Raw genomic sequence first — 19,697 nt, forward strand, 5'->3', positions numbered from 1 at the left:
ACCATTAACGAATAGTCTTAGTAGTACCGAAAAAATGGCAGAGAAACGCAATATCTTTCTGGTTGGGCCTATGGGTGCCGGCAAAAGCACTATTGGGCGTCAGTTAGCTCAACAACTCAATATGGAATTTTACGATTCTGATCAAGAGATTGAGAAACGAACCGGAGCGGATGTGGGCTGGGTCTTCGACGTAGAAGGCGAAGAAGGTTTCCGTGACCGAGAAGAAAAAGTGATCAACGAACTCACGGAAAAACAGGGCATTGTGCTGGCAACTGGCGGCGGCTCTGTAAAATCTCGCGAAACCCGCAACCGTCTCTCCGCCCGTGGCGTAGTGGTCTATCTTGAGACGACCATCGAAAAACAGCTGGCACGCACGCAGCGTGATAAAAAGCGCCCGTTGTTGCAGGTTGAAACACCGCCACGTGAAGTTCTGGAAGCTTTGGCCGATGAACGCAATCCTCTGTACGAAGAGATTGCTGATGTGACCATTCGTACTGACGATCAAAGCGCTAAAGTGGTTGCAAACCAGATTATTCATATGCTGGAAAGCAACTGATTCTGGCTTTATATACACTCGCCTGCGGGTAAAAGCATTTAAGGTGGATGTCGCGTCATGGAGAGGATTACAGTTACTCTCGGGGAACGTAGTTACCCTATCACCATCGCGGCTGGTTTGTTTAACGACCCAGCTTCCTTCTTACCACTGAAAGCGGGTGATCAGGCGATGCTGGTCACCAACGAGACGCTGGCTCCGCTTTATCTCGACCGTGTACGTCACCTGCTTGAGCAGGCGGGCGTGAAGGTCGACAGTGTGATTCTGCCCGATGGCGAGCAGTACAAAAGCCTGACGGTACTGGATACCGTCTTTACCGCACTTCTGCAAAAACCGCACGGTCGTGATACAACACTGCTTGCCCTGGGCGGCGGCGTTGTGGGCGATCTGACCGGTTTTGCAGCCGCCAGCTACCAGCGTGGCGTGCGCTTTATTCAAATTCCAACCACGTTGCTCTCACAGGTCGATTCTTCTGTGGGCGGTAAAACGGCGGTTAACCATCCGCTCGGCAAAAACATGATTGGTGCGTTCTACCAGCCTGCCTCGGTGGTGGTGGATCTCGACTGTCTGAAAACCTTGCCAGCGCGCGAACTGGCGTCCGGCCTTGCAGAAGTGATCAAATACGGCATTATTCTTGACGGGGAGTTCTTCACCTGGCTGGAAGAGAATATGGATGCGCTGCTGCGCCTCGACGGGCAGGCAATGGCCTACTGTATTCGCCGTTGTTGTGAGCTGAAAGCAGAAGTCGTTGCCGCAGATGAGCGTGAAACCGGCTTACGTGCTTTACTGAATCTGGGGCATACGTTTGGTCATGCGATCGAAGCCGAAATGGGTTACGGTAACTGGCTTCACGGTGAAGCTGTCGCAGCCGGAATGGTTATGGCGGCGCGGGCCTCTGAACGTCTGGGGCAGTTCAGGCCGGAAGAGACAGCACGTATCATCGCGTTGCTTAAACGTGCTGGCTTGCCGGTAAGTGGTCCGCAGGAAATGTCTGCGCAGGCGTACCTTCCCCACATGATGCGCGATAAAAAAGTATTGGCAGGTGAGATGCGTCTGGTACTCCCGCTTGCAATAGGGAAAAGTGAAGTGCGCGGCGGAGTGCCGCACGAAGTCGTACTTGGCGCTATTGCTGATTGTCAGCAGGCGTAACAACTAGAAAGGTCAGACCGCTGTAACAGGTGGTCGTTTTAGCTTCAGGTAAATGCAGAGTCGTTGGCAGAAGCCTTTGAGTGGGGTGTTAAATGGATGAATTCAAACCAGAAGACGAGCTGAAACCCGATCCCAGCGATCGTCGTACTGGTCGTTCTCGTCAATCTTCAGAACGTGATAACGAGCCGCAGATCAACTTTGACGATGTCGATCTGGATGCAGACGAACGTCGCCCTTCGCGTAGCCGTAACGCGCGAAATGAGCGTGAAGACGAGGAGTATGAATCCGAAGAAGAGTTAATGGATGAACAGCCTGTTGAACGTCGTCCACGCAAACGTAAAAAAGCGGCAGCGGCAAAACCGGCCTCCCGTCAGTACATCATGATGGGCCTTGGCGTTCTGGTGCTGGTCTTGCTGATTGTCGGCATTGGTTCCGCGCTAAAAGCACCTTCTACCAATTCTACCGAGCAGACAGCGTCTGCCGAGAAGAGCATCGACCTGTCTGGTAACGATGCGAGCAACCAGGCGAATGGCGCTCAGCCTGCGCCGGGCACCACTTCCGCAGAGCAGACCGCAGGTAACACCAGCGCGGGTCAGGATATCTCTCTGCCGCCTGTCTCAGCCACCCCGACTCAGGGCCAGGCGCCTGCGACGCCTGAAGGCCAGCAGCGTGTTGAAGTTCAGGGCGATCTGAATAACGCGCTGATGCAGCCGCAGAATCAGGAGCAGGTTAACGCTGCCGTGGTGAACTCCACGCTGCCAACTGAACCAGCCACCGTTGCGCCAGTTCATGGCAGCAATGCCCAGCAGCAAACGGCGACAACGGAAACCAAACCGCGCCAGACGCAGACTGCGCCACGCCAGGAGCGTAAGCAGGCTGTGATTGAGCCGAAGCGTGAGACGAAACCGCAAACCGTGGCAAAAGCGCCAGAAACGAAAGCGCCAGCGCAGACAAAACCTGCGGTGAGCCAGCCGGTTAAAGCGCCAACGCCTGCGGCAACCACTGCACCGAAAGCAACGGCGACCACAACCGCGCCTGCTGCAACAACGCCTGCTGCAACAACCCCTGCGACTCCCGCAGCCAAAACGGGCGCTGCATCAGGTAAAACGACGGGTAACGTGGGTTCTTTGCAGTCGGCCTCTTCCAGCAACTACACCCTTCAGCTGAGCAGTTCGTCTAACTATGACAACCTCAACGCCTGGGCGAAGAAATCGAATCTGAAAAACTACGTGGTTTATCAGACGACCCGTAACGGTCAACCGTGGTATGTGCTGGTGAGTGGTATTTATGCTTCCAAAGATGAAGCAAAACGTGCCGTTTCCACGCTGCCAGCCGACGTGCAGGCGAAAAACCCGTGGGCGAAGCCGATTCATCAGGTGCAGGCCGATCTGAAGTAATGTTTAAAGCGCAGGATGCTGTCGGAGCTTTCTCCACAGCCGGAGAAGGTGTAATCAGTTAGTCAGCATGAAAAAAAATCGCGCTTTTCTGAAATGGGCAGGGGGGAAATACCCCCTGCTCGACGATATTAAAAAGCACCTGCCGAAAGGCGAGTGTCTTATCGAGCCCTTTGTGGGTGCTGGATCGGTGTTCCTGAATACCGATTTTTCTCGTTATATCCTGGCGGATATCAACAGCGACCTTATCAGCCTCTATAACATCGTCAAACTGCGTACCGATGAGTATGTGGAAGAGGCGCGGAAGCTGTTTACGCCAGAGAACAACAACCCGGACGTCTACTATCAGTTCCGCGCTGAGTTTAATCAAAGCCAGGATCCGTTCCGTCGCGCGCTGTTGTTTCTTTATCTCAACCGCCATGGCTACAACGGTCTGTGCCGGTATAATCTGCGTGGCGAGTTTAACGTGCCGTTTGGCCGCTATAAGCGCCCCTATTTCCCGCAGGACGAGCTGTATCACTTTGCTGAAAAAGCGCAGAATGCCGAGTTCTACTGTCTCTCCTATGAAGAGTGCATGGAGCTGGCGGGCGTAAACTCGGTGGTCTACTGCGACCCGCCTTACGCGCCGCTATCTGCCACGGCAAATTTCACCGCCTACCACACCAACAGCTTCAGCCCGGCCGAGCAGGCTCGTCTGGCTGAGATGGCGGAAAAGCTGGTCAGCAAAAGAATTCCGGTGTTAATTTCGAATCACGACACGCCTGATACACGCGAATGGTACAAAGCCGCGAAGCATTTTCAGGTAAAAGTGCGGCGTAGCATTAGCAGCAACGGCGGCACACGTAAAAAGGTGGACGAACTTCTGGCGCTTTATCGACCCTGAGCCTTTGCCCGCCGGTAAACACATTTCAAGGAGATGCGGATGAAACAGTTTTTGATTGCCCCCTCAATTCTGTCGGCCGATTTTGCCCGCCTGGGTGAAGACACTGCCAAAGCTCTCGCGGCTGGCGCGGATGTCGTCCATTTCGACGTTATGGATAACCACTACGTTCCCAACCTGACCATCGGTCCGATGGTGCTTAAAGCGCTGCGTAACTACGGGATCACCGCGCCCATTGACGTGCATCTGATGGTGAAACCGGTTGACCGCATCGTGCCTGATTTCGCCGCGGCGGGTGCCAGCATCATCACTTTCCACCCGGAAGCCTCCGAACATGTTGACCGCACGCTTCAGCTGATCAAAGAGAACGGCTGTAAGGCGGGACTGGTCTTTAACCCGGCGACCCCGCTGAGCTATCTCGACTACGTGATGGACAAGCTGGACGTGATCCTGCTGATGTCCGTCAACCCAGGCTTTGGTGGTCAGTCATTTATCCCTCAGACCCTCGACAAACTGCGTGAAGTGCGCCGCCGTATCGATGAGTCTGGCTATGATATTCGTCTGGAAGTGGACGGCGGCGTGAAGGTCAATAACATCGGTGAGATTGCGGCGGCAGGGGCGGATATGTTCGTCGCAGGCTCCGCCATCTTCGATCAACCGGATTACAAAAAAGTCATTGATGAAATGCGCCGTGAACTGGCGAAGGTAAGTCATGGATAAATTGCAGGCTATTCGGGGTGTAGCATTTGACCTCGACGGCACGCTGGTCGACAGCGCGCCAGGATTAACCAGCGCCGTCGATCAGGCGCTGTATGCCCTTGAACTGCCCGTTGCGGGCGAAGAGCGCGTGGTGACGTGGATTGGTAACGGTGCAGACGTGCTGATGGAGCGCGCGCTGACCTGGGCTCGTCAGGAGCGTGCCTCTCAGCGTTCCGCGCAAGGGAAACCGAGTGTCGACCACGCGGATATTCCCCAGGATGAGCAGCAGCGTATTCTGCGCAAACTGTTCGACCGTTTCTACGAAGAGACCGTCGAAGAGGGCAGCTTCCTGTTCCCGGATGTCGCTGAAACGCTGAGCGCGCTACATGCCAAAGGCATCCCGCTGGGGCTGGTGACTAACAAGCCGACACCGTTCGTTGCGTCTCTGCTGGAAGCGCTGGATATCGCGAAATACTTCTCCGTAATTGTGGGCGGCGATGACGTGCAGAATAAAAAGCCGCATCCGGAACCGCTATTGCTGGTGGCAGGAAAATTATCCTTAGCGCCTGCGGAGCTGCTCTTTGTCGGGGATTCCCGCAATGATATTCTGGCTGCCAGAGCGGCAGGTTGCCCGTCGGTTGGGTTGACCTACGGCTACAACTACGGTGAAGCCATTACGCTGAGTGAGCCGGACGTTGTGTTCGACCACTTCAAAGATTTGTTGCCCGCACTCGGGCTCTCGCACAGTGAACATCAGGAATTGAATAATGACTAAGCCCATCGTTTTTAGTGGCGCACAGCCTTCAGGTGAACTGACCATTGGTAACTACATGGGTGCGTTACGTCAGTGGGTGAGCATGCAGGATGACTACCACTGCATTTACTGCATCGTGGATTTGCATGCTATCACCGCGCGTCAGGATCCCGAGAAGCTGCGCAAAGCAACGCTCGATACGCTGGCGCTGTACCTGGCGTGCGGTATCGATCCAGAGAAGAGCACCATTTTCGTTCAGTCTCACGTGCCAGAGCACGCGCAGCTGGGCTGGGCGCTGAACTGCTACACCTATTTCGGCGAGCTGAGCCGCATGACCCAGTTCAAGGATAAGTCTGCGCGCTACTCTGAGAATATCAACGCCGGTCTGTTTGATTATCCGGTGCTGATGGCGGCCGACATTCTGCTGTACCAGACCAACCAGGTGCCGGTGGGTGAAGACCAGAAGCAGCACCTGGAGCTGAGCCGCGATATTGCCCAGCGCTTCAATGCGCTTTACGGTGACGTGTTCAAAGTGCCTGAGCCGTTTATTCCGAAATCCGGCGCGCGCGTGATGTCCCTGCTGGAGCCGACCAAAAAGATGTCCAAGTCTGACGATAACCGCAACAACGTTATCGGCCTGCTGGAAGATCCGAAATCGGTGGTGAAAAAGCTCAAGCGTGCGGTGACCGACTCCGACGAGCCGCCAGTGGTGCGCTACGACGTGCAGAACAAAGCGGGCGTGTCCAACCTGCTGGACATTCTCTCCGGTGTGACCGGACAGAGCATCCCTGAGCTGGAAAAACACTTTGAAGGCAAGATGTACGGCCACCTGAAAGGCGAAGTGGCAGACGCGGTTTCCGGCATGCTGACCGAGTTGCAGGAGCGCTATCACCGTTACCGTAACGACGAAGCTTTCCTGCAAAAAGTGATGAAAGAGGGCGCGGAAAAAGCCAGCGCGCGCGCCTCCGAAACCCTGAAAGCGGTGTATGACGCGATTGGGTTTGTGGCGAAACCTTAAGCCGCTTTGCCGGGTGGCGCTAACGCTTACCCGGCCTACGGGACTGTGCAGGTCGGGTAAGCGTTAGCGCCACCCGACAAAACTGACAAAAAAACCGGGACATCCCCGGTTTTTTTACGCCTGAAAAACGCTTACTGCTGTGCCGCCGGGCCGCAACCGCCGATGATCTTCGAAATGGAGATCGCCGGGTGTAGCAGGTAATCGTAGCTGCAATTATTTTTAGTATTTTGAACGTGACCGGTGCAGGCCGTCAGAGTTGTTAACAGGCCGACCAGTACGGCAGCTTTTGCCAGTTTGAACATACGCATTCCTTGTCAAAAAATCGAAAATTGGATGTAACACGAGGGAATAAATGGAAAAGTTCCATTATGCGGGCGGTATGTTATCGACTGAGGTAAGAAGGGAGTAGTCCGCTTAAAGACTACTCCCGGGAGAGATTATGCGTTAGTGGCTGGAGAACCAGTTCAGTTTTTCGCGCAGGGCTACCACGCGACCCACCACGATCAGCGCCGGGCTTTCAACCTGCTGCGCCAGCTCACCCAACTGCGTCAGCACGCCATCGACCACGCGCTGGGTAATGGCGGTGCCGTTTTCCACCAGCGCGACCGGCATATCTGCTTCCATGCCGTGCTCCAGCAGTTTCGCCTGAATCGTGGCTGCCTGATTTAGCCCCATATAGAACACCAGCGTCTGCTTTTCAGCGGCCAGATTATGCCAGTCCAGTTCGCTGCCGGTTTTCAGGTGGCCCGTCACCAGGCGCACGCTCTGGGCATAGTCGCGATGGGTTAACGGAATGCCGGAATAGGCAGAACAGCCGGACGCCGCCGTAATGCCCGGCACCACGGAGAACGGAATACCCGCGTTGCACAGGGTTTCCAGCTCTTCGCCGCCGCGACCAAAGATAAACGGATCGCCACCCTTCAGGCGCACCACGCGCTTACCTTTTTGCGCTTCCCGTAGCAGGATCTGGTTGATCTCCTCCTGCGGTACGCAGTGATAACCTGCCCGTTTGCCGACGAACACGCGGTCAGCATCCCGGCGCACCAGATTCATGATGTCATCAGAGACCAGACGGTCATACACCACGATGTCCGCCTGCTGGATCTGCTGGAGACCCTTCAGCGTCAGCAGGCCCGCATCGCCGGGACCAGCGCCCACCAGTACCACTTCACCGCGATGGTCCAGCGGCTCGCTCAGGAGCTGTTCGGTCGTCTCTTCAACGGCTTTGGTGTCCTGATTGGCAAGGGACTGCGCCAGCCTGTCGTTGACAAAGAACTTCTCCCAGAAGCGACGGCGTTCGCCCACGGTTGCGAAGGTTTGCTTCACGCGGGAACGCAGCTGCCCGGCGTAGTGGGCAATCTGACCAAGATGCTGCGGCAGCACGGCTTCCAGTTTTTCCCGCAGCAGACGGGCAAGAACGGGTGAGCGGCCACCGGACGACACCGCAATCATCAGCGGTGAACGGTCGATAATCGACGGCATGATAAAGCTCGCCTCTTTCGGCGCATCCACCACGTTACAGAAGATGCGGCGCGCTTCGCAGGCGTCGCTGACGCGCTGGTTAACGTCATCGTTATCCGTTGCGGCGATGGTCAGCCAGCAGGTATCCAGCAGGGATTCATCAAATTCGCCCTGCACCTGGGTGAGCATCCCTTCCTGCGCCCAGACGTCAAACTGTGGGGCGAAGGTGAGGGCATTAACGGTCAGTCGGGCGCCCGCCTCTAACAGCAGGCGCGCCTTGCGTTCAGCCACATCGCCGCCGCCCACGAGCAGGCAGTCGCGGTTGCGTAATTGACAAAAAATCGGCAGGTGATCCACGACGTTACCTCACAGCATTCATGGCGGGGGAAGAATTGACGTCAGGATAACAGCAGGGATCGTACAGAACATACGGTTTTTCCTGCTGCTACCCACAAGAGGTCATAAGCCTTTCCTATTGGAAAGGCGAGGGGTTACGCTTTCAGCTGCACCTCGCCATCCTTCACGCGGACGTCGTAGTGTTTGACCGAGAAGCTTTCATCTTCCATGCAGAGTCCGTCGGTTAAGCGGAAGCGCTGCTTTTTCAGCGGGCTGGCAACCCACAGCTCGCCCTGGTGCTCCGCAATCAGACCGCGGGAGAGCACGCTGGCCTCGAAGAACGGGTCGATATTGCTGATGGCATAAACCTGTTCATCGTGGCGAGGGCGGAAAATCGCCACCTGCTCGTTACCCAGCAGGGCACAGACGCCGGTTGCTGGCAGAATGTCGTTAATGTTGCAGATGTTTACCCACTGGCTCATGCGTTTTCCTCCACCAGCATCACCGGAATACGTTCATACGGGGTCGCTGGACGATGCTGTTCGCGCTCCGGCACCACCTGCACGTTCGGGTCGCGCTGGGTGCTGTTGATAAAGTGTCTGAAGCGCGTCTGCGCCGCTGGGGTGTTCACGGTTTCGGTCCACTCGCAGATCACCGCCTCGCGCAGGCGAGTCATCTCGGATTCCAGCTGTTCATTCAGGCCCAGCTTGTCGTCGATAATGACCGACTTCAGGTAGTCGATGCCGCCTTCGAGATTATCCAGCCAGGACGCGGTACGGGTCAGCTTATCGGCGGTACGAATGTAGAACATCATGAAGCGGTCGAGGTATTTGATCAGCGTATCGCGATCGAGATCGGCGGCCAGCAGATCCGCATGGCGAGGTTTCATCCCGCCGTTACCGCACACGTACAGGTTCCAGCCTTTCTCCGTGGCAATGATACCCACGTCTTTCCCCTGTGCTTCCGCACATTCACGGGTACACCCTGAGACGCCGAACTTCATTTTGTGCGGCGTACGGATGCCTTTGTAGCGGTTTTCCAGCTCTACGCCGAAGCCCACGCTGTCGCCCACGCCGTAGCGGCACCAGGTGCTGCCCACGCAGGTTTTCGCCATGCGCAGCGCCTTGGCGTACGCGTGACCGGTTTCAAAGCCCGCTTCAATCAGCTGACGCCAGATTTCCGGCAGGTCATCTTTCTGCGCACCGAACAGGCCGATACGCTGGGAACCGGTGATTTTGGTGTACAGATTAAACTCACGGGCGATACGACCCACGGCGACCAGCCCTTCCGGGGTGATTTCCCCTCCGGCAGAACGCGGGATCACCGAGTAAGTCCCGTCTTTCTGAATATTGGCCAGGAAGTTATCGTTGGTGTCCTGAAGCGGAGTGTGTTCTGGTTTGAGCACATATTCGTTCCAGCAGGATGCCAGCAGGGAACCGACGGTAGGCTTACATACTTCACAGCCATAGCCCTGGCCGTGTTTCTCCAGCAGTTCGTCGAAGGACTTAATGCCTTCCACGCGGATCAGGTGATACAGCTCCTGGCGAGAGTAAGCGAAGTGCTCGCACAGGTTGTTGTTCACTTCAATGCCCTGTTTTGCCAGCTCGGCGTTCAGCACCTGGGTGACCAGAGGAATACAGCCGCCGCAGCCGGTCCCGGCTTTGGTTTCCGCCTTCAGCGCCGCAACGGTGTGGCAGCCTTTGTTAATGGCGGAGATCAGCATGCCTTTGGTGACGTCGAAGCAGGAACAGATTTGCGCGCTGTCCGGCAGTTTATCCACGCCGATGGACGGCTTACCGCTGGAGGCGTGTGCCGGGAGGATCAGCGCATCTGGGTTTTCCGGCAGCTCAATGGCGTTCAGCACCAGCTGGAGCAGGTTACCGAAGTCGCTGGTATCGCCCACCAGCACCGCCCCGAGCAGGGTTTTGTTGTCCTGGCTGACGATGAGGCGTTTGTAGACCTCTTTGCTTTCGTCCAGATAAACATAGCTGCGGGAGTTCGGGGTGCGGCCATGCGCATCGCCAATACCGCCCACGTCTACGCCCAGCAGCTTCAGCTTGGCGCTCATGTCTGCGCCGATGAAGGCGTTTTCGTTGCCGAGGATATGGTCAACGGCGACCTGCGCCATTTTGTACCCTGGTGCAACCAGGCCGTATACGCGGTTATTCCAGCTGGCGCATTCGCCGATAGCGTAGATATCCGGATCGGAGGTCTGGCAGGTGTCGTTGATCATGATCCCGCCGCGCTGCGCCACGGCCAGACCGCACTGGGTGGCCAGCTTGTCGCGCGGGCGAATACCGGTGGAGAAGACGATGAAATCCACTTCCAGCTCGCTGCCGTCTGCAAAGCGCATGGTTTTACGCGCTTCGGTGCCTTCCTGCACGATCTCTTTGGTGTTCTTGCTGGTGTGAACCTTCACGCCCATGCTTTCGATTTTACGGCGTAGCTGGTCGCCACCCATATGGTCCAGCTGTTCTGCCATCAGCATCGGGGCAAATTCGATGACGTGGGTTTCAACGCCGAGGTTTTTCAGTGCGCCTGCCGCTTCCAGACCCAGCAGACCACCGCCGACAACCGCGCCGCGTTTGCTTCGACGTGCGCAGGATTCAATGGCGTTGAGGTCTTCAATGGTACGGTAAACGAAGCAATCCTGGGTTTCCGACCCTTTGATAGGCGGGATCCACGGATACGAGCCCGTCGCCATGATCAGCTTATCGTAAAAAACCGTACGTCCGGCGCTGGAGTGGATCACTTTCTCCTGACGGTTGATGGTGATAGCACGTTCGCCCACCAGCACTTTTACGCCATGCTTCTCGTAGAACCCTTCACGCACCAGAGAGAGCTCTTCGGCGGTATGGTGAGAGAAGTAGGAAGACAAGTGCACACGGTCGTACGCCTTGCGGGGTTCTTCACAGAACACGGTAATATCGAACTGCTCAGCATCGGCTTTATCGAGAAGATCCTCAATAAAGCGGTGGCCGACCATGCCGTTACCGATGATAGCGAGTCTGACTTTGCTCATTTTTGCCTCGATTTCTTTTCTATTACTGCCTACCTTAACGATTCAGCAGGGGCACTTATTGATGCAAATCAAATACGCCTTCACCTACCCCTTAGTGGGTATATCTATGATTTGTCAGGATTTTTATAAGTGACGGATATTGTTTGATTTTTATGCTTGCTCGTTTTTTGCACAAAATTAGTGGGGTTTTTACCCATCGGCGGGCAGGCGGGTGAGCAGGGAGAAACCCCTTTGCAGCACGCAAAGGGGTTATGGCGATTAGTGGGTAGCTGTTGCCGGGTTGTGTTGACGGTGACGGGTAACAAAGCCCAGCACGAAGCACATGATGAACACCACGGCATACAGACCGTTAGCGGTATGCAGCGCCGCCAGCGGACCGCTGTGCGCAACAATCGGGCCCGTGACCACGAAGGTCAGCATGGTGCCGATGGTGCCGCAGGTCAGCACGAAGTTCACCAGCTTTGGCGAGGCCACTTTGGTCTGAAGAGAGCCAAGGGTGATAATCGAGGTGTAAATCGCGCTGGAGAAGAAGCCCAGGGTCAGGATGAACCACGGCATATGCTCCGGGGAACCGTTGATGAACAGATACATCAGCACGGTCGCCAGACCCGCCAGAACGGTCAGGATCCGTTGCAGGTCGAAGAAGCGCAGGATAAAGCTAAACGCCCACATGCCGAACATGTAAGACATCCAGAAATCGCTCACCAGTTTACCCGCGTCGTTCAGGCTCATGCCCAGTCCTTTCGCGTATTCAGGAACCCAGGAGATAAAGCCCAGCTGGCCGAGGATGTAACACAGCGCGGCGATGGAGAGGAACAGTACGCCGATACCCCATTTTTCTTTCGCAACCGGCTCGGACGTGGTCTGCGCTTTTTTGCCCAGCACCGGGAACTCGCAGCCGAAGGTGAGAATAAAGATCGCGACATAAACCAGACCAATGCAGGCGTACACCCAGTACCACTCAATGCTGCGCGCCAGAAGATACGCGGCGACCATCGGGAAAATCATCCCGGCCATGCTGAAGAAGGAGTCGGTGAACAGTAGACGCGCGCCGCGCTGGCGGCCTTCATACATATGCGTAATCAGGAATGTACCGATCGACATGGTGATCCCGCTCACCAGGCCCAGCACGAACATGGCGGCAGAGAAGAGGGCGATGCTGTGGCTCAGCATCAGGCCCGCCACGGCGGCAACCATCAGCACGAAGCCGAAACGCAGCTGCGTTTTCAGCGGCACGATTTCCATCAGCCAGGCATTCAGGAAAATAGAGATCAGGATCCCCGCGTTCAGGAAGGTGAAGGTGTTACTCATGCTGGAAACGGGCAGCTGGAAGTAGTCTGCGATATTTCCCATCACCATCCCGGTGACGATCACCAACGCGCCGGTCAGGGCGTAAGAGAAGAAGCTGATCCATGTGAGCTTGATGCGATTGCTGTTAGTCATGTCTGGCCTGTTAAAAGTAAAGAAAAACGCAATGACTGCGTTTGAGCGGGCAGATTTTAGTCGCGAAAGTGATCTAATTAAATCTTTTCAGAAAATTTTGAGCACAATTGCAGGCTTTAACGTGATGCAGATCACATTGCGTTGCGGGCTGAACAATCGTTTGCGCGGTAATAATTGTTTCAATTTGGTAAAATTAGGTAAAAGACTGGTCTGGGTTCATACTGCTCTTTAGAATCAAGCCATTCGCTTTTTATACTGCGCTTTGTTAAGGAATTCTCATGCTCAAATCAACACTGGCGGCTGTCGCAGCTGTGTTTGCTCTTTCTGCCGTTTCCCCTGCTGCGCTGGCAGCCAAAGGAGACCCTCACGTCCTGCTGACTACCTCTGCGGGGAATATTGAGCTGGAGCTGGATAGCCAGAAAGCCCCTGTTTCGGTGAAAAACTTCCTCGACTACGTGAACAGTGGTTTTTATAACAACACCACGTTCCACCGCGTGATCCCGGGCTTTATGATTCAGGGTGGCGGTTTTAACGAGCAGATGCAGCAGAAACAGCCTAACCCGCCCATCAAAAATGAAGCAGACAACGGCCTGCTGAACAAGCGCGGCACCATCTCCATGGCGCGTACGGCGGACAAAGACAGCGCCACCAGCCAGTTCTTCCTCAACGTGGCTGATAACGCCTTCCTGGACCACGGTCAGCGCGACTTTGGCTACGCGGTGTTCGGCAAAGTGGTGAAAGGCATGGACGTGGCGGATAAGATCTCTCAGGTTCAGACTCACGATGTCGGTCCATACCAGAATGTGCCGACTAAGCCTGTCGTCATTCTCTCCGCGAAAGTGCTGCCGTAATCGTTCTTCCACACGGGCATATCCTGCCCGTGTCTTTCCGCCCTCCCTGCGAAAGCGCGTTTTGCTGCTTATACTTGTGGCAAACGGACTATTCAGGGAGGCGTAGTGAAAAAACTCACCGACAAGCAAAAATCCCGTCTCTGGGAGCAACAACGTAAGGTCAATTTTCAGGCCAGCTGCCTCCTTGAAAAAGGCAAGGGTCCCGCTAAACCTGATATCGAGACGCTGGAACTGGGGCCTTCCGCTCCGGGTTTACCCCATCTGTGTCTTATTCACCGCCATTTATTCCGCAACGAAATGAAAGGCGCGGGCGAGCTGCGCACCGCCGATATTTCCAAGGGCGACATTCCTTTTTGCCATTTCGAGTACATCGAGAAAGTGGGTAATGAGCTGATGGCTTCGCTGGAAAGTGATAAATATCTGGTGGGCCTTCAGAAAGAAGAGTTTACAGACAGAATCAGTCATTACTACTGTGAAATCAATATGCTACATCCGTTTATGAGCGGTAATGGCGTGGCCCAGCGGATCTTCTTTGAACAACTGGCTATTCATGCGGGCTATGTGCTGAACTGGCAGGGGATCGACCCGGACGACTGGGCCGCCGCCAACCAGAGCGGGGCAATGGGGGATTTGACCGCCCTGAACGCCATCTTTGCCAAAGTTGTGAGCGAAGCGCGGGAATCTGCGTAAAATAGGGCGGCCATTTTTTCAGGAGCCGCCATGATTCTGCTGATTGATAACTACGATTCCTTTACCTGGAACCTTTACCAGTACTTTTGTGAGCTGGGGGCAGAGGTGGTTGTCCGCCGTAACGATGAGATCGCGCTGGCTGACATTGACGCGCTGGCGCCCCAGAAAATCGTGATTTCGCCCGGGCCGTGTACGCCGTCGGAATCCGGCATCTCGCTGGAGGTCATCCGCCACTATGCGGGCAAACTGCCGATTCTGGGCGTCTGCCTGGGCCATCAGGCCATTGCGCAGGTCTTTGGCGCCACCATTGTCCGTGCCGCGAAAGTCATGCACGGCAAAACCTCACCGATCACGCACACCGGTACCGGCGTATTCCTGGGGCTAAACAATCCGTTAACCGTGACGCGCTACCATTCTCTGATCATTGATCCGCCGACCCTGCCGGCCTGCTTTGAGGTCACCGCCTGGAGCGAGACGCAGGAGATCATGGGCATTCGCCACCGCGAGTACGATCTGGAAGGGGTGCAGTTCCACCCGGAAAGCATTCTCAGCGAACAGGGTCACGCGCTGCTGGCCAATTTCCTTAATCGCTGAATATCTGTTGCCTTGTTGTGATTTTTTATGCATATTTTGTGATTATATTTTCACAATCAATGTGACATAAAAATGGATGGTCATGACATGGCAACTGAACAACCAGCAATTACCCGCGCGACATTCGATGAAGTGATCCTACCGATTTATGCACCGGCTGAGTTTATCCCGGTAAAAGGGAGAGGCAGCCGCGTCTGGGATCAGCAGGGCAACGAGTATGTTGATTTCGCAGGCGGTATTGCGGTGACGGCGCTGGGCCATTGCCATCCTGCGCTGGTGGACGCGCTGAAAACGCAGGGCGAAACGCTGTGGCACACCAGCAACGTATTCACCAACGAACCGGCGCTGCGTCTGGGGCGTAAGATCATCGATGCCACCTTCGCCGAACGCGTGCTGTTTATGAACTCCGGCACCGAAGCCAACGAAACCGCCTTTAAGCTGGCGCGCTACTACGCAACCACGCGTCATAGCCCGTACAAAACCAAAATCATCGCCTTCCATAACGCCTTCCACGGTCGCTCCTTCTTTACCGTTTCCGTTGGCGGCCAGCCGAAGTATTCCGACGGCTTTGGTCCGAAACCTGCGGATATCATCCACGTGCCGTTTAACGATCTGCACGCCGTTAAAGCGGTGATGGACGATCACACCTGTGCCGTGGTGGTCGAGCCCATTCAGGGGGAAGGCGGCGTCACGGCGGCCACCCCGGAATTTCTGCAAGGGCTGCGCGAGCTGTGCGACGAGCACCAGGCGCTGCTGGTGTTTGATGAAGTGCAGTGTGGGATGGGGCGTACCGGAGACCTGTTTGCTTATATGCACTACGGCGTAACGCCGGATATTCTGACCAGCGCGAAAGCGCTCGGCGGCGGTTTCCCGGTCAGTGCGGTGCTCACCACCCAGGATATCGCTTCCGCATTTCATGTGGGCTCACACGGCTCCACCTACGGCGGTAATCCGCTGGCGTGCGCCGTGGCGGGTGCGGCGTTCGACATCATTAATACGCCGGACGTCCTGAAGGGCGTGAATGCGAAACGCGACCTGTTTGTGAAACATCTTCAGCAGATTGACGAACAGTTTGATGTCTTCAGCGAAATCCGCGGGATGGGGCTGCTGATCGGCGCCGAACTGAAGCCGCAGTACAAAGGCCGCGCGCGCGATTTCCTGCACGCCGCCGCGCACGAAGGCGTCATGGTGCTCAACGCCGGGCCGGACGTGATGCGCTTTGCGCCATCGCTGGTGGTGGAGGACAAAGACATCGAAGACGGATTAACCCGTTTTGCCGCGGCGGTCGCGAAGATCGTCAGCGGCTAATACGCGGTTCGTTTTAACCGGCGCGTTAACCAAATCCCGTGATGCGGGCGCTGACGCCATGCCACCGACGAAATGGTGTGCATGGTGTTCAGGTGCCCGAGAACACGCTGCAAATGCTGCTCAAGGGTGCTCATCGGCCCGTGGGTCAGCGTCTCCGGCGCTTCCAGAATGTTCGAATCCCCTGACTCGCCCGGCGCGTCATACTCCAGACGCTGCTGACAGCGCTGCAACGCAATTTCACACGACTGCAAATAGCGCTGCGCCAGATCCGGCGTCAGCATCGTGTGCTCCCGCGCCAGCGTGGTCATGGCATTGATGTGCTCGACGATAAACTGGCTGTGCGTGACCCACAGCTTCATATCCGCCAGGTAGTGCGCGTTAAAGCCCGGCTCCTGCATGGCCTGGTTAAGGGAGTTGAACAGGGCGTTATGCGCCTGGTTGACCTTCATGCGCTCGTAGGCCAGCGGAGAGGGCTGCGGGTCATCGCTCAGAATAAGACGAATGGCCTGCTGGTCAGCTTCCAGCGCGTCGTGGGCGTTCTGCCTGAGCAGCCCGCTCTGCCACTGCGGCCACAGCCAGACCATGCCGCCAAAGGCGATCAGGCAGCCAATCAGCGTATCGACCAGCCGGGCAATAATAAACTGTTCCCCGTTAAGCGTGAGCAGTTGCAGGGTATACACCGCCGTTACCGTAAAGCCCACCATCGCCCAGCCGTAGTTTTTGCGGATGATCAGGTAGCTCACCAGCGTGATCGCCAGCATACCGGCCAGGGTATAGCCTTCCGGCACATGGAAGTGCAGCGTCACGCCCGCGATAATCAGCCCCGCCATCGTACCGCCCGCCCGATGCAGAATGCGCACCCGCGTTGCGCCATAGCCGTTCTGGGTGACAAACAGCACGGTCATTAAGATCCAGTAGGGTTTTGGCAGGTGCAGGGCCATTCCCATCAGGCTGGCGATGCTCAGCATCACACTGATCCGCGCGGCATTGCGCAGGGCGGAAGATTTCAGTGAAAGATAGCTTTTGAGCGCGGGCAGCAGCGGCAGCCGTTTTTGCTTATCGGCCATCAGGTCCCGGGCATAAAGCGGGCGCTGGGTGCGTAACACCCGGGCGATGCGGCTGAAATGCCAGGCAGCAAATTGCCCGACCGGGTTATCCGCGTGCTGACGCGCAATCTTTTCCAGCGCGCCGAGCTGTTTGTCCATGTTAAAGCGCGTCGGGTAGCGGTGATAGAGGATATCGTCAGCCAGCACCCGCAGGCGGGCCGCGACGGTCTGCGCGTTCCAGCGGATCACCGCTTCCGCATGGCTGCGCTCCACCAGCTTTTGCACCTCTTCCGGATTATGAAGGCTGACGGAGATATGCTCCTGCAAATCCAGCCCGACCTGGAAGGTACGCAGCAGCCGCTTGTATTCATGATTTTTGTTGGCGGCAAGCATGTGCAACTGCTGATAGCACTGGCTGATCAGATCCACCACTTTTTGCTGGCGCGCCAGCAGCGGCGGCAGGGATTTTTCCGGGTCGGTATGTTGAGTGAGCAGGGTGTATTTTGCTTCGCAGTATTCAGCAAGCTGCACGTAGAGCAGGCTCAGGGATTCGCGCAGCGGCTGTTCCCGCCACAGCCAGAACCAGAACCAGTTAAACAGCCCGTACCACAGCGTGCCGAGGGCGTAGATCAGCAATGGCTCCCACACCGGCATATTGCCCGCAAGGCTTAAGGTGAAGATGGCGGCAATCAGCGACGCGGGAAGCAGGCGGGCGTGCAGCGAGCTGATTTCGGCGGTGACGCCGAGCGTCATCGCCAGCACGGTCAGGATCAGCGGCAGAGGAATGTCGCGGGCCAGTAAGAGTTGTACGGCAAGGCTACAGCCGGCAAACAGGCAGCCGCCAATAATCAGACGTTTGAAAAAGCGTTTATGCGGCGTATCCAGACCGGCAATGTTGCAGCAGGCGGGCACGAGGGAAAACAGCAGGCCTTGCTGAAGATGTCCGAAGATCAGGCCCACGGCCACGGGAAGACACAACACCAGCGTTTGTCGCAGTGCGTAGTTAACTTCCGGGTGATAGATCAGCCTGCGCCACATGAGGAGTAGAGACAAAAACGGCGTGCCACCCTGCGGCGGCACGCCGTTTGACCGAAATTAACGGGTTCCGTAGACCACGATAGTTTTACCGTGGGCAGAGATCAGGTTCTGGTCTTCCAGCATCTTCAGGATACGGCCCACTGTTTCACGGGAGCAGCCGACGATCTGACCGATTTCCTGGCGGGTAATTTTAATTTGCATACCGTCAGGGTGGGTCATGGCGTCTGGCTGTTTCGCCAGGTTCAACAGCGTCTGCGCGATACGACCGGTCACGTCCAGGAAGGCGAGGTTACCCACCTTCTCAGAGGTCACTTGCAGACGGCGTGCCATCTGGGAAGAAAGACGCATCAGGATGTCAGGGTTGACCTGAATGAGCTGACGGAATTTCTTGTAAGAAATTTCAGCCACTTCACATGCTGTTTTTGCACGAACCCAGGCGCTACGTTCCTGGCCTTCTTCAAACAGGCCCAGTTCACCGATAAAATCGCCCTGGTTCAGATAAGAAAGGATCATCTCTTTCCCTTCTTCATCTTTGATCAGCACGGCCACCGAGCCTTTAACGATGTAATACAACGTTTCCGCTTTTTCACCCTGGTGAATCAGCGTGCTCTTTGATGGGTACTTATGAATGTGGCAATGAGACAAGAACCATTCGAGAGTCGGGTCTGTTTGCGGTTTGCCAAGCACCATGCGCTGTTATCCTCTGTTATAAGCTGTCACCAGAGTCATAAGATGCATCCGGACTCTGGGGTTGCAATCGAATTCTTACCCATACCTGGGAAGTCGGCTGTCGTAACGTTTCGCAGCCAGTAAAGTTTGATGTCCTCTGCATACATGTGTAACGTCAATGTATTACTGTAGCATCCAGAGTGTTTTAGCATAGCTTTCGCCGCGTGTCTCCTGGTGTCTCGCTTCAGCATGACGCAGGTCGCCTTCCGTTGCGAGAAATTGAACGTACACGTAATCTGTCATAAAAAATGCAACGTTGGAGTGAGTGAATATGCAAGCGCGTGTGAAATGGGTTGAAGGGTTAACGTTCCTGGGCGAGTCTGCTTCCGGGCACCAGGTTTTGATGGATGGCAACTCCGGCGATAAAGCGCCAAGCCCAATGGAAATGGTGCTGATGGCGGCTGGCGGATGCAGCGCGATCGACGTGGTGTCGATCCTGCAAAAAGGCCGTCATGACGTGACCGATTGTGAAGTGAAGCTGACGTCAGAACGTCGCGAAGAGGCGCCACGCCTGTTTACGCATATTAATCTGCACTTTATCGTCACCGGCAAAGAACTGAAGGATGCGGCGGTCTCGCGTGCGGTTGACCTGTCTGCGGAAAAATACTGCTCTGTGGCGTTAATGCTGGAGAAAGCGGTAAAAATCACCCATTCGTACGAAGTGATCGCGGCTTAATTTTTTGGCGGGTGGCGCTTCGCTGACCCGCCCTACAAAAGCTACAACTGCACGAA

At 55.9% G+C, this 19,697-nt stretch carries 19 protein-coding genes; 12 read left to right on the plus strand and 7 right to left on the minus strand.

Features of this window, described 5'->3' with window-relative positions; all coding sequences use genetic code 11:
* Positions 1 to 34: 34 nt before the first annotated feature.
* From aroK to trpS, 7 genes are all read left to right on the plus strand, one after another.
* On the plus strand, positions 35 to 556 hold the full coding sequence (gene aroK, locus RHN82_RS11385) for a shikimate kinase AroK (RefSeq protein WP_003861630.1): 522 nt from the start codon (positions 35 to 37) through the stop codon (positions 554 to 556).
* A gap of 57 nt (positions 557 to 613) precedes the next feature.
* Positions 614 to 1,702 (plus strand): 3-dehydroquinate synthase, encoded by a 1,089-nt coding sequence (gene aroB, locus RHN82_RS11390; RefSeq protein WP_003861631.1) that lies wholly within the window; start codon positions 614 to 616, stop codon positions 1,700 to 1,702.
* A gap of 92 nt (positions 1,703 to 1,794) precedes the next feature.
* Positions 1,795 to 3,099, plus strand: a complete 1,305-nt coding sequence (gene damX / locus RHN82_RS11395) for a cell division protein DamX (RefSeq protein ID WP_047050474.1) — start codon at positions 1,795 to 1,797, stop codon at positions 3,097 to 3,099.
* A 67-nt stretch (positions 3,100 to 3,166) separates the two neighbouring features.
* A complete protein-coding gene (dam, locus tag RHN82_RS11400) occupies positions 3,167 to 3,979 on the plus strand; it encodes an adenine-specific DNA-methyltransferase (protein WP_003861633.1) in 813 nt (270 codons plus the stop codon).
* Between the two features lie 39 nt (positions 3,980 to 4,018).
* Complete coding sequence (gene rpe / locus RHN82_RS11405; protein ID WP_003861634.1) at positions 4,019 to 4,696, plus strand: ribulose-phosphate 3-epimerase; 678 nt, start codon at positions 4,019 to 4,021, stop codon at positions 4,694 to 4,696.
* Entirely contained in the window at positions 4,689 to 5,450 is a 762-nt protein-coding gene (gene gph, locus RHN82_RS11410) for a phosphoglycolate phosphatase (protein ID WP_047050473.1), read from the plus strand. Before rpe ends, gph begins: the two co-directional genes overlap by 8 nt.
* Positions 5,443 to 6,447, plus strand: coding sequence for a tryptophan--tRNA ligase (trpS, locus tag RHN82_RS11415; protein WP_015571430.1), 1,005 nt, complete (start codon positions 5,443 to 5,445; stop codon positions 6,445 to 6,447). Before gph ends, trpS begins: the two co-directional genes overlap by 8 nt.
* A gap of 131 nt (positions 6,448 to 6,578) precedes the next feature.
* Here trpS and RHN82_RS11420 read toward each other — a convergent pair whose 3' ends face one another.
* The 5 genes from RHN82_RS11420 to tsgA form a co-directional block, all read right to left on the minus strand.
* The gene (locus tag RHN82_RS11420) at positions 6,579 to 6,749 is read right to left on the minus strand and encodes a YhfL family protein (RefSeq protein WP_003861638.1); all 171 of its coding nucleotides are present in this window, start codon (positions 6,747 to 6,749) and stop codon (positions 6,579 to 6,581) included.
* Positions 6,750 to 6,891: 142 nt separating this feature from the next.
* Positions 6,892 to 8,265 carry a siroheme synthase CysG gene (gene cysG / locus RHN82_RS11425; protein ID WP_023298772.1) on the minus strand — a complete coding sequence of 458 codons (1,374 nt, stop codon included), beginning with the start codon at positions 8,263 to 8,265 and terminating at the stop codon, positions 6,892 to 6,894.
* Between the two features lie 134 nt (positions 8,266 to 8,399).
* Complete coding sequence (nirD, locus tag RHN82_RS11430; RefSeq protein WP_015571429.1) at positions 8,400 to 8,726, minus strand: nitrite reductase small subunit NirD; 327 nt, start codon at positions 8,724 to 8,726, stop codon at positions 8,400 to 8,402.
* Positions 8,723 to 11,266 carry a nitrite reductase large subunit NirB gene (gene nirB, locus RHN82_RS11435; RefSeq protein ID WP_047050469.1) on the minus strand — a complete coding sequence of 848 codons (2,544 nt, stop codon included), beginning with the start codon at positions 11,264 to 11,266 and terminating at the stop codon, positions 8,723 to 8,725. The genes nirD and nirB overlap by 4 nt, the downstream gene beginning before the upstream one ends.
* A gap of 258 nt (positions 11,267 to 11,524) precedes the next feature.
* Complete coding sequence (gene tsgA, locus RHN82_RS11440) at positions 11,525 to 12,709, minus strand: MFS transporter TsgA (RefSeq protein WP_003861648.1); 1,185 nt, start codon at positions 12,707 to 12,709, stop codon at positions 11,525 to 11,527.
* 278 nt (positions 12,710 to 12,987) lie between these two features.
* Between tsgA and ppiA the strand changes: the two genes are divergently transcribed.
* The 4 genes from ppiA to RHN82_RS11460 all read left to right on the plus strand — a co-directional run bounded on the left by ppiA (position 12,988) and on the right by RHN82_RS11460 (position 16,152).
* Complete coding sequence (gene ppiA / locus RHN82_RS11445; protein WP_003861649.1) at positions 12,988 to 13,560, plus strand: peptidylprolyl isomerase A; 573 nt, start codon at positions 12,988 to 12,990, stop codon at positions 13,558 to 13,560.
* Positions 13,561 to 13,665: 105 nt separating this feature from the next.
* Positions 13,666 to 14,250, plus strand: a complete 585-nt coding sequence (locus RHN82_RS11450; RefSeq protein WP_047050467.1) for a putative adenosine monophosphate-protein transferase Fic — start codon at positions 13,666 to 13,668, stop codon at positions 14,248 to 14,250.
* A 30-nt stretch (positions 14,251 to 14,280) separates the two neighbouring features.
* Positions 14,281 to 14,844 (plus strand): aminodeoxychorismate synthase component 2, encoded by a 564-nt coding sequence (pabA, locus tag RHN82_RS11455; RefSeq protein ID WP_017693873.1) that lies wholly within the window; start codon positions 14,281 to 14,283, stop codon positions 14,842 to 14,844.
* 87 nt (positions 14,845 to 14,931) lie between these two features.
* Complete coding sequence (locus RHN82_RS11460) at positions 14,932 to 16,152, plus strand: aspartate aminotransferase family protein (protein WP_162270690.1); 1,221 nt, start codon at positions 14,932 to 14,934, stop codon at positions 16,150 to 16,152.
* Here RHN82_RS11460 and RHN82_RS11465 read toward each other — a convergent pair.
* Together RHN82_RS11465 and crp are read right to left on the minus strand one after the other, a co-directional pair.
* Positions 16,149 to 18,236, minus strand: a complete 2,088-nt coding sequence (locus tag RHN82_RS11465) for a YccS/YhfK family putative transporter (protein ID WP_047050466.1) — start codon at positions 18,234 to 18,236, stop codon at positions 16,149 to 16,151. The genes RHN82_RS11460 and RHN82_RS11465 overlap by 4 nt on opposite strands.
* Before the next feature lie 57 nt (positions 18,237 to 18,293).
* Complete coding sequence (crp, locus tag RHN82_RS11470; RefSeq protein WP_000242758.1) at positions 18,294 to 18,926, minus strand: cAMP-activated global transcriptional regulator CRP; 633 nt, start codon at positions 18,924 to 18,926, stop codon at positions 18,294 to 18,296.
* A 310-nt stretch (positions 18,927 to 19,236) separates the two neighbouring features.
* Between crp and RHN82_RS11475 the strand changes: the two genes are divergently transcribed.
* The gene (locus RHN82_RS11475; protein ID WP_015571423.1) at positions 19,237 to 19,641 is read left to right on the plus strand and encodes an OsmC family protein; all 405 of its coding nucleotides are present in this window, start codon (positions 19,237 to 19,239) and stop codon (positions 19,639 to 19,641) included.
* Positions 19,642 to 19,697 lie beyond the last annotated feature (56 nt).

The sequence above is a fragment of the Enterobacter cloacae complex sp. EB5 genome, from assembly GCF_031432835.1.
Classification (GTDB): Bacteria; Pseudomonadota; Gammaproteobacteria; order Enterobacterales; family Enterobacteriaceae; genus Enterobacter; species Enterobacter hormaechei_C.